Origin of the sequence: Micromonospora sp. HUAS YX12 (genome assembly GCF_040215685.1) — a bacterium.
GTDB classification, from domain to species: Bacteria; Actinomycetota; Actinomycetes; order Mycobacteriales; family Micromonosporaceae; genus Micromonospora; species Micromonospora tulbaghiae.
The window spans coordinates 5,365,181-5,377,478 of sequence record NZ_CP157974.1 but is presented as its reverse complement, the minus strand read 5'-3'; the positions used below and the strand labels follow the sequence as shown (position 1 = coordinate 5,377,478).

Annotated in this window: 13 protein-coding genes and 1 pseudogene; 9 read left to right on the top strand and 5 right to left on the bottom strand. The window is 74.1% G+C overall.

Going from position 1 to position 12,298, the window contains the following annotated elements:
- Positions 1 to 16: 16 nt before the first annotated feature.
- Positions 17 to 1,348: an NADP-specific glutamate dehydrogenase gene (gdhA, locus tag ABIH81_RS25650; RefSeq protein ID WP_349877431.1), complete on the bottom strand. Its 1,332-nt coding sequence runs from the start codon at positions 1,346 to 1,348 to the stop codon at positions 17 to 19.
- Positions 1,349 to 1,439: 91 nt separating this feature from the next.
- On the opposite strand from gdhA, the gene ABIH81_RS25645 reads away from it, so the two are divergent.
- Genes ABIH81_RS25645 through ABIH81_RS25630 form a run of 4 tightly spaced genes read left to right on the top strand, consistent with a single transcriptional unit; the run spans position 1,440 to position 4,348 of the window.
- Positions 1,440 to 1,781: a MazG-like family protein gene (locus ABIH81_RS25645; protein WP_349877430.1), complete on the top strand. Its 342-nt coding sequence runs from the start codon at positions 1,440 to 1,442 to the stop codon at positions 1,779 to 1,781.
- Between the two features lie 30 nt (positions 1,782 to 1,811).
- A complete protein-coding gene (locus ABIH81_RS25640) occupies positions 1,812 to 2,648 on the top strand; it encodes a hypothetical protein (protein ID WP_349877429.1) in 837 nt (278 codons plus the stop codon).
- A gap of 15 nt (positions 2,649 to 2,663) precedes the next feature.
- Positions 2,664 to 3,635, top strand: a complete 972-nt coding sequence (locus tag ABIH81_RS25635) for a pirin family protein (RefSeq protein ID WP_349877428.1) — start codon at positions 2,664 to 2,666, stop codon at positions 3,633 to 3,635.
- A gap of 44 nt (positions 3,636 to 3,679) precedes the next feature.
- A complete protein-coding gene (locus ABIH81_RS25630) occupies positions 3,680 to 4,348 on the top strand; it encodes a hypothetical protein (RefSeq protein WP_349877427.1) in 669 nt (222 codons plus the stop codon).
- A gap of 330 nt (positions 4,349 to 4,678) precedes the next feature.
- Here the strand turns inward: ABIH81_RS25630 and ABIH81_RS25625 are convergent, their stop codons facing one another.
- Positions 4,679 to 4,948, bottom strand: coding sequence for a DUF2795 domain-containing protein (locus ABIH81_RS25625; protein WP_349877426.1), 270 nt, complete (start codon positions 4,946 to 4,948; stop codon positions 4,679 to 4,681).
- 178 nt (positions 4,949 to 5,126) lie between these two features.
- Between ABIH81_RS25625 and ABIH81_RS25620 the strand changes: the two genes are divergently transcribed.
- Positions 5,127 to 5,534, top strand: coding sequence for a DUF2267 domain-containing protein (locus ABIH81_RS25620; protein ID WP_349877425.1), 408 nt, complete (start codon positions 5,127 to 5,129; stop codon positions 5,532 to 5,534).
- Positions 5,535 to 5,550: 16 nt separating this feature from the next.
- On the opposite strand, the gene ABIH81_RS25615 is transcribed toward ABIH81_RS25620, so the two are convergent.
- Positions 5,551 to 6,747: a CaiB/BaiF CoA-transferase family protein gene (locus tag ABIH81_RS25615; protein WP_349877424.1), complete on the bottom strand. Its 1,197-nt coding sequence runs from the start codon at positions 6,745 to 6,747 to the stop codon at positions 5,551 to 5,553.
- Between the two features lie 243 nt (positions 6,748 to 6,990).
- Between ABIH81_RS25615 and ABIH81_RS25610 the strand changes: the two genes are divergently transcribed.
- Genes ABIH81_RS25610 through ABIH81_RS25595 form a run of 4 tightly spaced genes read left to right on the top strand, consistent with a single transcriptional unit; the run spans position 6,991 to position 9,746 of the window.
- Complete coding sequence (locus ABIH81_RS25610; RefSeq protein ID WP_349877423.1) at positions 6,991 to 8,025, top strand: TerC/Alx family metal homeostasis membrane protein; 1,035 nt, start codon at positions 6,991 to 6,993, stop codon at positions 8,023 to 8,025.
- Positions 8,026 to 8,075: 50 nt separating this feature from the next.
- Positions 8,076 to 8,675: a sulfite oxidase-like oxidoreductase gene (locus ABIH81_RS25605; protein WP_349877422.1), complete on the top strand. Its 600-nt coding sequence runs from the start codon at positions 8,076 to 8,078 to the stop codon at positions 8,673 to 8,675.
- Positions 8,676 to 8,715: 40 nt separating this feature from the next.
- Positions 8,716 to 9,435, top strand: a complete 720-nt coding sequence (locus ABIH81_RS25600; protein ID WP_349881198.1) for a ferredoxin reductase — start codon at positions 8,716 to 8,718, stop codon at positions 9,433 to 9,435.
- A 17-nt stretch (positions 9,436 to 9,452) separates the two neighbouring features.
- A complete protein-coding gene (locus ABIH81_RS25595) occupies positions 9,453 to 9,746 on the top strand; it encodes a DUF6510 family protein (RefSeq protein WP_349881197.1) in 294 nt (97 codons plus the stop codon).
- A gap of 36 nt (positions 9,747 to 9,782) precedes the next feature.
- Here the strand turns inward: ABIH81_RS25595 and ABIH81_RS25590 are convergent.
- Positions 9,783 to 11,351: pseudogene (locus ABIH81_RS25590) on the bottom strand (glycosyltransferase family 2 protein); the annotation flags it as partial.
- 181 nt (positions 11,352 to 11,532) lie between these two features.
- The gene (locus ABIH81_RS25585) at positions 11,533 to 12,189 is read right to left on the bottom strand and encodes a C39 family peptidase (RefSeq protein ID WP_349877421.1); all 657 of its coding nucleotides are present in this window, start codon (positions 12,187 to 12,189) and stop codon (positions 11,533 to 11,535) included.
- Positions 12,190 to 12,298 lie beyond the last annotated feature (109 nt).

Here is a 12,298-nt window from a genome sequence, read left to right as displayed (position 1 = left end):
CCGTCCCGCGGACCGCTCACACCAGCCCGTGTGCCAGCATCGCCTCGGCCACCCGCCGGAACCCCTGGATGTTCGCCCCGGCCACGTAGTCGCCGGGCAGGCCGAACTCCTCCGCGGTCGCCCAGCACCTGTCGTGCACGTCCCGCATGATCTCGCGCAGCCGCTGCTCCGACTCGCCGAACGTCCACGTGTCGCGGCTGGCGTTCTGCTGCATCTCCAGCCCGCTCACCGCCACCCCGCCGGCGTTGGCGGCCTTGCCCGGAGCGAACCGCACTCCGGCCCGGCCGAGGATCCGCACCGCATCCGGCGTGGTGGGCATGTTCGCCCCCTCCACCACCGCGACGCAGCCGCCGGCCACCAGCGCGGCCGCCTCCGCGCCGCCGATCTCGTTCTGCGTGGCGCAGGGCAGCGCCAGGTCGCAGGGCACCTCCCACACGCTGCGGTCCGGGACCGCCACCGCGTTGCGCGCGTGCTCCGCGTACTCGGCCAGCCGTCCCCGGCGCTGCTCCTTCAGCTCGCGCAGCAACGCCAGGTCGATGCCCTTCTCGTCGACCACGTAGCCGCCGGAGTCGGAGCACGCCACCACGGTGCCGCCGAGCTGGTGCACCTTCTCGATCGCGTAGATGGCCACGTTGCCGGAGCCGGACACCACCACCCGCTTGCCCTCGAGGCTGTCGCCCGCCTGCCGGAGCATCTCGTCGGCGAAGAACACCGCCCCGTAACCGGTCGCCTCCCGGCGCACCTGCGCGCCCCCGTACGCCAGGCCCTTGCCGGTGAGCACGCCCGCGTCGTACCGGTTGGTGATGCGCTTGTACTGCCCGAACAGGTAGCCGATCTCCCGGCCCCCCACCCCGATGTCACCGGCCGGCACGTCGGTCTGCGGGCCGATGTGCCGGTACAGCTCGGTCATGAAGCTCTGGCAGAACCGCATCACCTCGCGGTCGGAGCGGCCCTTCGGGTCGAAGTCCGCGCCGCCCTTGCCGCCGCCGATGGACAGCCCGGTCAGCGCGTTCTTGAAGATCTGCTCGAACCCGAGGAACTTCACGATGCCCAGGTAGACCGACGGGTGGAAGCGCAGGCCGCCCTTGAACGGGCCGAGCGCGCTGTTGAACTCCACCCGGAAGCCGCGGTTCACCCGTACCCGGCCCTGGTCGTCCTCCCACGGCACGCGGAAGAGGACCTGCCGCTCCGGCTCGCAGACCCGCTCGACCACCTCCGCGTACTCCGGATGCCGGGCCAGGGCCGGACCGATGCTCTCCAGCACCTCGCGGACCGCCTGGTGGAACTCGGGCTCTCCCGGGTTCCGGGCGACCACGCCGGCGAACACCGACTCGACGGTCTCCGGCATCACGGGCATCTCCTCTCGGCTGGGACGCGGGCCCCCTGGCCGACGTCGCCCCAGGATACGAACGGTGCCGGGGTGGGGTTCACTGGTCGGCGTGGACGCCACCATCTGGACGACGGCGCGGGACGCGCGCGCCTGGCTCGACGCCGCGAACGGCCGCGGCGACACCGAACTGACCTGTCGCATCCTCAAGGTCGGCGAGGAGGCCGGTGAGGTCGCCGCGGCCTGGATCGGCCTGCTCGGGCAGAACCCGCGCAAGGGGGTGACGCACACCCGCGAGGAGGTCGCCGCCGAACTGGCCGACGTGGCGTTCACCGCGCTGGTCGCCATCGAGAGTCTCGGCCTGGACGCGCACGCGGTGCTGGCCACGTGTGCCGACAAGGTGCGCGCGCGCACCGGGGCGGGAATGAACCGGGACGCCGACGCGGACGTATGACCTGGTGGGGACCGGCGAGAGGGGACGACCATGACCGCATCCGAGGACGACCCCGACCTGGCCCGGCCTCGGTGGTCCGGCGGAGCCCGGTTGCTGGCCGCCGCCGCGGTGCTGGTGGTGGTGCTCGGCGCGGTGGCGGTGGCGGTGACGCTGTCCAACCCGGCCCGTCTCGGCGTGGTCTTCTCCGGCGGCGCGCCGCCGTCACCGGTCACCGGGAGCGGTGGCTCGGACGGGGCGGGCACCGCCGAGGTGGCCGGCGCGGAGACCGTCGCCCCGCCCCGCGGCGACCGGCAGCGGGCCCAGTTCGAGCTGGTCGACGGGCTGGCCCGGTTCACGCTGCGGGCCGCCGACCTCGGCGACGACCTCTACCGGATCGGCGCGCCGGACGGCTCGGGCGTGACGCCGCGCCCGCAGCTCGTGGGCGACCGGGTCCGGCTGCGGATCGAGGAGAACGGCCGCCCCGGCCCGGCCGCCGTCGAGGTGGTGCTCAACTCCCGGGTCACCTGGCGCCTGCGGCTGATCGGCGGCGTCAGCGAGCAGCGCCTCGACCTGGGCGAAGCCCGGCTCGCCGGGGTCGACCTGGTCGGCGGCGCGTCGCGTACCCGGCTGCTGCTGCCGCGGATCGACGGCTCGCTCACCGTCCGGATGACCGGCGGGGTCAGCGAACTCACCGTCACCGTGCCCGGCGGGCCGCCGGCCCGGGTGCGGGTGGTCACCGGTGCCGGCTCCCTGACCCTGTACGACGAGCGGCGCGGCGGGATCGCCGCCGGTGACCTGGTCAGCTCGCCGGGCTGGGACCGTGCCGCCGACCGGCTCTACCTCGACCTGGTCGGGGGCGCGAACGCGGTGAGCGTCACCGCGGCGTGAGCGTACAGTCGGGCGGTGGACCGCACCGAATCCCTGCCCGCGCAGACGCTCCCACCGGGCGTCGGCCCGACCGACCCGAGCAGCGTGCTGCTGCCCGGCCACGACGTCCCGCTCGGCCGCTACACCACCGTGCGCCGGCTGCTGCCGCAGCGGCAGCGCCGGATGGTCGGTGCCTGGTGCTTCGTCGACCACTTCGGGCCCGACGACGTGGCCGACCGGCCCGGCATGGAGGTGCCGCCGCACCCGCACACCGGGCTCCAGACCGTCACCTGGCTGCTCGACGGGGAGATCCTGCACCGCGACAGCCTCGGCAACGTGCAGCCCATCCGCCCGGGTCAGCTCAACGTGATGACCTCCGGGCGCGGCATCGCCCACTCCGAGCGCTCCCCGCTGGGGCATCCGCCGCTGATGCACGGCGTGCAGCTGTGGGTGGCGCTGCCCGACCCGGCCCGGGCCGGTGACCCGGACTTCGCCCACCACGCCGACCTGCCCCGCTTCCGCGACGGCGACCTGGACGTCACGCTGCTCGTCGGCGACCTCGGCGGGGAACGCTCGCCCGCGGTCGTGCACACCCCACTGGTCGGCGCGCAGATCGAGGTCCGCGGGCCGGCGCCGGCCACGCTGCCGCTGCGTCCGGACTTCGAGTACGGGCTGCTGGCCATGTCCGGGGCCGCCGAGTGCGACGGCACGGCGCTGGCTCCCGGCGCGCTGCTCTACCTGGGCCTCGGGCGGCGCGCGCTGACCCTGCGCGCCGAGCCGGGCACCCGGCTGCTGCTGCTCGGCGGCACCCCGTTCGAGGAGCCGCTGGTGATGTGGTGGAACTTCGTCGGCCGCTCGCACGAGGAGGTGGTGGCCGCCCGGGAGGACTGGATGGCCGGCCGCCGCTTCGGCGTGGTCGCCGACGACGCGGCACCACCGCTGCCCGCGCCCGCGCTGCCCACCACCCGGCTCAAGGCCCGCGACCGCGGCGGCGACGTACGCGGCTGACCGTCGTACCCGAATGCCGCGCCGCCGCCCGGGTAGTCGGCGGCATGCCGACACAGACCGCCCCGCGCGACGTCGCGGACAAGAAGCGGCTCGCCCGCCGGCTCGCCGGCGACGGCCGCGGGTTCGCCGAGTGCTTCGGGTTCCGGGTGACGAACAACCCGGCCCAGTTGTTCCAGGTGCTGTACCTGGCCGTCCTGCTGGCCCGCCGGGGCGACTTCCACCGGGCCGTCGACGCCGCCACCGCGCTGCGTGACGCCGGCTGGGACACCGCGGCCCGGATGGCCCGCTCCCGGCACGAGGACCGGGTACGCGTGCTGCGCGCCGCCGGACTGCGCGGTGACCTGGCCGGGGTCGCCGACACTCTCGGCGACCTGGCCCGCACTGTGGTCGAGACGTACCGGGGCGACCTGCGCCGGCTGCGGACCGCCGCGCACCAGGATCCGGGTGAGGAGCGGCGGCTGCTGACCGCGCTGCCCGGAGTGGACGACGAGGTGCGCGACCTGTTCCTGCGCGAGGCGCAGGCGCTGTGGCGCGAGGCGGCGCCGGTTGCCGACCGGCGGGCGCTCGCGGCGGCCCGGCGGCTCGGGCTGGGCCGCACCGCCCGCGACCTCGCCGGACTGACCGGCAGCGGCGAGTCGGAGCAACTGTCGTGGCTGGTCGGAGCGCTGGCGCGAGTGGACCTGGAGCGGCGGTACGCCGAGGTGACCGCCTGAGCGTGCACGTGCGCCCGGACACACTTCCGCGATTCTCACCCGTTCGGCTGATGCCGCGTCGTATGATGATCGTGGCAGCGATGCCCGCCCGGTTCGGGCGAACATCTCACCGCTCTGCGGTCGCGACCCGGTTCGGGCGTGAACCGCGGAGGGCAGGTGCTGCGGGGCGCCCCAGGTCGCGGTTCGTGACCCGGGGCGCTCGCCTGTCCAGGGCGTGCCGACGGGCACACGGGAGTGCGCACGACCGCCCACCCGCGACTGTCGTACGCCGGGCTTGTCCAGCACGCACAGAGGCCGGCGGCCGTGTCGCCCGCCGGCCCGCCGCCGTGCTCAGATGCCGCGCAGGTGCTGCGACACGCGCAGGTGGTTGTCCCGGGCCTGCGCCGCGCGCTGCGAAGGGCTCACCTCGGGAGCCGCGTCGATGCCGGCCGAGCGGGCCACCTCGGTGCCGTTGGCGTAGTCCACCGGGGGCAGCGCGCGCAGCGCCCGCAACACGTCCGGCGGCGCGCCCTCCCGTTCCGCCTCCCGGATGACGTCGTCCTTGCCGGCCGGGTAGTCCAGCGCGGACAGGTACTCAAGGACATCCGTGTAACTCGCCATGGGTCGGGCTCCTCGTGGCAGTAGTCGCGGTCATGACCGGGCGGCGGTTACCCGTCGCGCCGCCGCTCACGCCCGCGAACGCGGAAATCCCGCCGCCGTTCTCGCCCTGGTGACCGGCGCCGTTTCCGATGCGCCGTCGCGGGTAGCCGCGGTGGGCGCACCGAAGGGGGTACCACGGATGCACTACCTGACCTTCGTGAGCCGGGTCGCCCGGCTCACCGGCACCAGCGAGGACCGGGCCGCCACGCTCACCGGGGCCACGCTGGAGACGTTCGCCGAGCGGCTGACCGGCGGCGAGGTGCTCGACCTCGCCGCGCAGCTGCCGAAGCCACTGCAGGGGCTGCTCAGCCCGTATCCGCGCGACGAGGCGGCCGAACGGTTCGGCGCGGCGGAGTTCGTCGCCCGGGTCGCCCGCCGGGCGGACTGCGACGAGAACACCGCCCGGGACGCGGTACGCGCGGTGTTCGTCACGATGCGCGAGGCGATCCGGGGCGGGGAGTTCCAGGAGGTCGTGGTCCAGTTCCCGCGCGACTACCGGGACATGGTCGAACCGGCGCTGGCCCCGGCCACCGCGAACCGCCGCTGAGCCGGTTCGCGGACGGTCAGCCGATCACACCGGCGGCGCGCAGCGCGGCGATGCGGTCGGCGTCGATCCCGGCGTCGGCGAGCACCTCGTCGGTGTGCTCGCCCGGGGACGGCGGTGGGCGCCGGACAGAGGTCGGGGTGGCCGAGAAGCGCGGCGCCGGCGCGGGCTGGGTGACGCCGTCCGGAGCCACGAAGACCTCCCGCGCGCGCAGGTGCGGATGCGCCGGCGCCTCGGCCCACTCGAGCACGGGCGCCACGCAGGCGTCGGTGCCGGCCAGCAGTTCCGTCCACTCGTCCCGGGTCCGGGTGCGGAACAGCCGCGCCCAGGCGGCCCGCAGCGCCGGCCAGTTCGCCGGATCGTTCCGGTCCAGCGCCGCATCGCCGTCCGCCGCGCCGCCGTCCGCCGGGCCGTCGCCGCCGTCGAGCGAGAAGCCGGTGAGGCGGACCAGTTCGGCGTAGAACTGCGGCTCCAGCGCGCCCACCGCGACGTACCGCCCGTCGGCGCACTCGTACGTGTCGTAGAACGGCGCGCCGCCGTCGAGCAGGTTCACCCCGCGCCGGTCCTGCCACAGGCCGATGCCGCGCAGCGCGTGGATCTGGGTGGCCAGCACCGACACGCCGTCCACGATGGCCGCGTCGACCACCTGGCCGGGCGCGCCGCCGCGCACCGCGTACAGTGCCGCGACCACGCCGAGCGCCAGCATCATGCCCCCGCCGCCGTAGTCGCCGAGCAGGTTCATCGGCGGCACCGGGCGCTGACCGGCCCGGCCCACGCCGTGCAGCGCGCCGGTCAGCGCCAGGTAGCCGATGTCGTGCCCGGCGGTGTGGGCCAGCGGCCCGTCCTGCCCCCAGCCGGTCATCCGCCCGTACACCAGGCGGGGATTGGCGGCGAGGCAGTCGTCCGGGCCGAGGCCGAGTCGTTCGGTCACCCCGGGCCGGAAGCCCTCCACCAGCGCGTCCGCGCCGGCGACCAGGGTGAGCACCAGGTCGCGCCCCTCGGGCTGCTTCAGGTCCACCGCGATCGAGCGGCGGTTGCGGTTGAGCAGGTCGCCGGGGAAGGCGCCGAACCCTCCACCGCCGGGCCGGTCGACGCGCACCACGTCGGCGCCGAGGTCGGCCAGCATCATCGCCGCGAACGGACCGGGGCCGATGCCGGCCAGCTCGATCACCCGTACGCCGGTCAGTGGTCCCTGGTTGGTCACGCGCGTCACCATAGGGGCCCGGGTGACCTGGCGCCATGCCCTCCGCCGCCGTGCAGCGGTTGACCAGGGCAATCAACCGGTGGCCCGACTTGGCGTCCGGTCCCGCCGTGACCTAGCCTTGTCCACGCGAGGGGAGTACTTCCCACGAATCATTCCGGTCAGTACGGCAAGCCGCCGAGGCGAGCCCCGGGTGGTTGCCCACGAAAACGTGGGTGAAGGAGACCTCGAACATGACACGGTGTTCGAGGAGGCCCCATGCCCGAATTGTCGCCCCTGGCCGCGGCCGAGTTGTCGTCTGTCGGCACGCCCACGCTGTGGGCCGTGACGATCGTCGGCGTGCTCGTCCTGCTGGCGCTCGACTTCCTGGTCACCAGAAAGCCGCACGAGGTCTCGATCCGTGAGGCGCTGGGCTGGTCGGCCTTCTACATCGCCCTGCCGCTGGCCTTCGGCGCCTGGATCTGGTCCCGCTACGGCAGCCAGCAGGGCATCGAGTACCTCACCGGTTACCTGGTCGAGAAGTCCCTCTCGGTCGACAACCTGTTCGTCTTCATGCTGCTGCTGGCCGCGTTCGCGGTGCCCGCGGTGCTCGCCCAGCGGGTGCTGCTCTACGGCATCGCCGGCGCCCTGGTGCTGCGCGGTGTGTTCATCGCGCTCGGCGCCGCCGCGCTCCAGACGCTCGACTTCGCCTTCCTGCTGTTCGCGCTCATCCTGATCGCCACCGCGGTCAAGCTGCTGCGCGACGCCCTCTCCGGGCACGAGCAGGAGGTCGACATCAACAAGATGCGGTCGGTCCGGCTGCTCCGCAAGATCATGCCGGTGGTCCACGAGTACCACGGCACCCGGATGACGATCCGGCAGGCCGGCCGGCGGGCGCTCACGCCGTTCGCACTCGTCGTGGTCGCCGTGCTGGCCACGGACATCGTGTTCGCCGTCGACTCGGTGCCCGCCGTCTACGGCATCACCGAGGACCCGTACCTGGTCTTCGCCACCAACGCGTTCGCGCTGCTGGGCCTGCGGGCGCTCTACTTCGTGCTGCACGCCGCGCTGAGCCGGCTCGTGCACCTCAGCTACGGCCTGGCCGTCATCCTGGCGTTCATCGGCGTCAAGCTCGGCCTGCACTGGGCGCACGGCATCTGGAAGGGCGTGCCGGAGATCCCGACGCTCGCCTCGCTCGGCGTGATCATCGGTGTCCTGGTGGTCGTCACCATCACCAGCCTGCGGGCCACCCGCAACAGCGGCGACGGCAAGCGCACCGTCGTGCACGGGGCGTCGGGCGGAGGTTCCGCCTGACTCGGTGGGAACCCCTGCCCCGGCGCGACCGGCGGTGGTACGACTGACGGGTGGGAATCGTCTCGCCCGGCTTCCAGGGCCGGCCCCGTTCGTCCGCGCCCGACCTGCCGCCGGGGCAGTACCTCACCGAGGACTTCCCCGTGCTCTCCGCCGGCCCGACGCCCCGCGTCTCCCTCGACACCTGGGAGTTCGTGCTGACCAGCGAGACCGGCGCGGAGTACCGCTGGTCCTGGGACGAGCTGATGAGCCTGCCGCAGGACACCCCGACGGTGGACCTGCACTGCGTCACCCGCTGGTCCAAGCTCGGCACCACCTGGCAGGGCGTCTCCCTGGACACGCTGCTCGACGGCGTCGACACCGGCGCCCGGTACGCGCTGGCTCACTCGTACGGCGGCTACACCACGAACCTGCCGCTGGACGACCTGCGCGGCGGGCGGGCGTGGGTGGTGCACACGTACGACGGTGGGCCGCTGCCGGCCGAGCACGGCGGCCCGGCGCGGCTGCTCGTACCGCACCTGTACCTGTGGAAGTCGGCGAAGTGGGTGCACGGGATCCGGCTGCTCGTCGACGACCGGCCCGGCTTCTGGGAGACCGCCGGCTACCACGACTACGGCGACCCGTGGCGCGAGCAGCGCTACCAGGGCGACTGACGTGACCGCGCAGGCGCAGGGCCGCCGCGTCGCGCCGCTGATGTGGCGGGTCGCCCGGCTGGTCGAGCGGCGGATCGAGACGCCCACCGCGCAGACACTGGTGCTGGACGTGCCCGGCTGGCCCGGGCACCTGCCCGGGCAGCACGTCGACCTGCGCCTGACCGCCGAGGACGGCTACCAGGCCGCCCGGTCGTACTCGCTGGCCGGCCCCGCCGACGGCGAGCGGATCGAGGTGACGGTGCAGCGGGTGCCCGACGGCGAGGTGTCGCCGTACCTGACCGACACCTACGCCGAGGGCGACCCGCTGGAGGTACGCGGCCCGGTCGGCGGCTGGTTCGTCTGGCGTACCGACGACACCGCGCCGGTGCTGCTGGTCGGCGGCGGATCCGGCGTCGTGCCGCTGATGGCGATGATCTGCGCACGCCGGGCCGCGGGCAGCCGGACGCCGTTCCGGCTCGTCTACTCGGTGCGCACCCCCGACGACGTCATCTACGCCGGCGAGCTGCGCCGCCGCGCCCGCGACGACCAGGGCCTCGACGTCGCGTACGTCTACACCCGGTCCGCGCCCGACGGCTGGCGCGGCGAGCCGCACCGGATCGGCCTGGCCGACGTGAACAGCCACGGCTGGCCGCCCGACCTGGAGCCGCTGTGCTACGTGTGCGGGCCCACCGGATTCGTGGAGACCGTGGCCGACCTGCTGGTGGGGCTGGGTCACCCGACCCGGCGCGTGCGGACCGAACGGTTCGGCCCGACCGGCTGAGGACCCGAGGAGGGCGTATGACCGACCTGTCCTACCTGGATGGCAACATGCTCGACGGGCCGTTGCGCGAGTTGCTCGCCGTCGACCTGAGCGCCACCACCGGCCGCTGCGACACCTGCGGGATGACCGGCCCGATGGCCGGGCTGCACGTCTACTCGCACGCCCCTGGCCTGGTCGGGCGCTGCCCTGCCTGCTCCGGGGTGATGGTGCGGCTGGTCCGCGCGCCGCAGCGGGCCTGGCTGGACCTGCGCGGCACCACCTACCTCCAGGTGTCCGTGGCGGCCGAGCAGGGCGTCCACGCCGTGCCCTGACGCCTGCGCCCCGGCCGGGCCGCGCCGCCCGCGCCGGCGCAGCCGCCCGACGAGCTGCCCCACAGTCACCGGCACCACCGACAGCACGAGCTGACCGTTGCGCGGGTCGACTGTCGCCGCCACCCCGTACAGCCGGGCTCCGCGCCGCAGCAGCCGGGGCCGCCCGGCGGCGAGCCGCGGCGCGCGCACCGCGGCGCCGCCGCGTCCGTGACCGCCGTCCACCTCGGCCCGGACCGGGTGGCGCTGCCCGCTGGCGGAGCTGGCGGCCAGGAGCCGGTCGAGGGCGAAGTCCGTGCGGAGCGTGCGGCCGGCCGGATCGCCGGCGTCCATCCGGGTGGCACCCACGACCGGACCGGCCAGCATCCGCACCGGCCCGGCCTCCGTGGCGAACCGGGGGTACGGGCTACGCGTGGTCACTGTCAGCGTGTGCCCGTCGGCCCAGCTCACGTCGACGGTGTCCAGCCGCGCCAACCAGTCGGCGCGCACGTCGGTGACGTCGGTCCACCGCGCCGGGGCACCCGGGTAGCCCGCGTGCCACCGGTCACCGGCGAACACCGTCGCCGGTACGCCCCGGCCGCTGTCCTGCTCGATGACCGCCAGCAGGTCGTCGACCCCGCCCGCTGTCACCGCGCCCAGGCGCAGCCGGGCCTCGATGTCGAGCCGGTCCCGCAGGCCGTCGGTGACGTGCCGCCGCACCAGCCGGGCGACTGTGGCGTGCACCCGCTCCTGCGCGGCCCGGGCCAGGTGCCGGAAGTCGTCGCCGACCAGGTTGGCCAGTTCCAGCCCGGCGTGGCGGCGCAGCACCGCGTCCCGGCGCGCTCCGGCGGGGATCAGGTCGGTCACGTACGCGAACAGCCGCTCCACGCTGACCAGGCGCTGCTCGATCCGGCTGTGGTAGGTGATGTTGCGGGCGTCCAGCCGGCGTACCGCGTGGTAGTAGTCGTAGTCGGCGAGCACGGAGATCCGCCGGGCGTGGTAGCAGGCGGCGAGCGTGAACGGCTGGTCGCTGAGCACCGGCATGTCCTCCGGGAACCGCAGCCCGAGCCGGTCCACGAGGTCGCGCCGGAACAGCTTCGTGTTCGCCAGCGACCACGGCAGCGCCGAGTCGTACAGGCTCACGTCGACAGCGTTGCCGCCGGCGAACACGTCGGAGAAGACGTGCCGGCCGTTGACGCCGACCACCTTGCCGAGCACCACGTCCGAGCCGTACCGGTCGGCGGCGGCGACAAGACGTTCGAGGGCTTCCGGGCCGAGCCGGTCGTCGGAGCCGAGGAAGAAGACGTACCGGCCGGTGGCCAGGTCCAGTCCTCGGTTGCAGGGCGCCGCCGGGCCACCGGAGTTGGGCTGGTGGACCACCCGCACCGTGCCGGGGTGCTTCGCGGCGTACCGGTCCAGCAGGCGACCGCTGCCGTCGGTGGACCCGTCGTCCACCGCCACGATCTCCATCCGGTCCGGCCCGATGGTCTGCCGCAGCACCGAGTCGAGGCAGGACCGCAGGTAGCGCAGCGTGTTGTAGACCGGCACGACGACGCTCACGTCGGGGCGGCTCGCCGCGGGTGGGCGGTGCGTGGTCGGTGGGCGGTGCGTCGCCTCCTCGGCTGCCACTGCTGCTCCTTCGCGGTCGCCCGGACGATCCGGCGCGACCCAGCGTGGTGGAGCGACCCGTCCGGGTGACGACACCGGCGTGACGGCGAGGTGACCGGCAGGCAGCCGTTGGATACGCACGACAAGGGCCCGACCCCTGTGGTGGGGTCGGGCCCTTGGTCTTGCTGTGGGGCGGGTGTTCTCAGCTGGTGCTGTAGCCGCGGGTGGCGATCCAGTCGGCGAGGTTGTCGATGCTCATCCGGTAGGTGGCGGTGTCGGGGTCGGCGCTGTCGGCGATGGTGACGGTGTGGCCGTCGTCGCGGTAGCCGATGACGCTGATGTAGTGGCCGCCTTCGAAGGAGTGGGTGTTGCCGTCGGTGTCGGTGGCGGTGCCGGCGATGTTGGCGACGACGGCCCGGCCGGCGTCGACGGTCTTGACGACGTCGGTGCGCAGGGTGTCGGTCTGCTTGTCGTCGGCCTTGGGGGTGCTGATCTCGACCGACTTGTAGGCGTTCTTGGCGCCGGTCTCCTTGTTCAGCACGGGGGTGATGTCGTTGATGCTGTCGGTGCCGGCCTCGGTGGTGCCCATCTCGCGGGCCATGGCGTGGACGTCGATGTTCTTGCCCTGTACGGACAGGGCGTTGCGGGCGGCGGCGGGGCCGCAGAAGTAGAAGTTGGGCTGGGCCTCGTAGCGCACGTCGAGTTCACGCTCACCGTGACCGCCCTTGCGGTCGGCCACGACGGCGGCCTTCTCGGCGGGGGCGGCGTGGGCGGCGATCGCGGGGCCGGCGATGCCACCGGCGGTGGCGGCGATACCGGCAGCGGTCAGCACGGTCTTACGCAGCAGAGTGGTAGCCATGATGGTTGCCTCCCTGGTCGGGGGAAAAGCGCGGCGGGGGTGCCGCGCGAGGGGAAAGAGTCTTGGGGGGTGCCCGTCGAAGGGCTGGCACACGGGCGGCCCGGGGGGC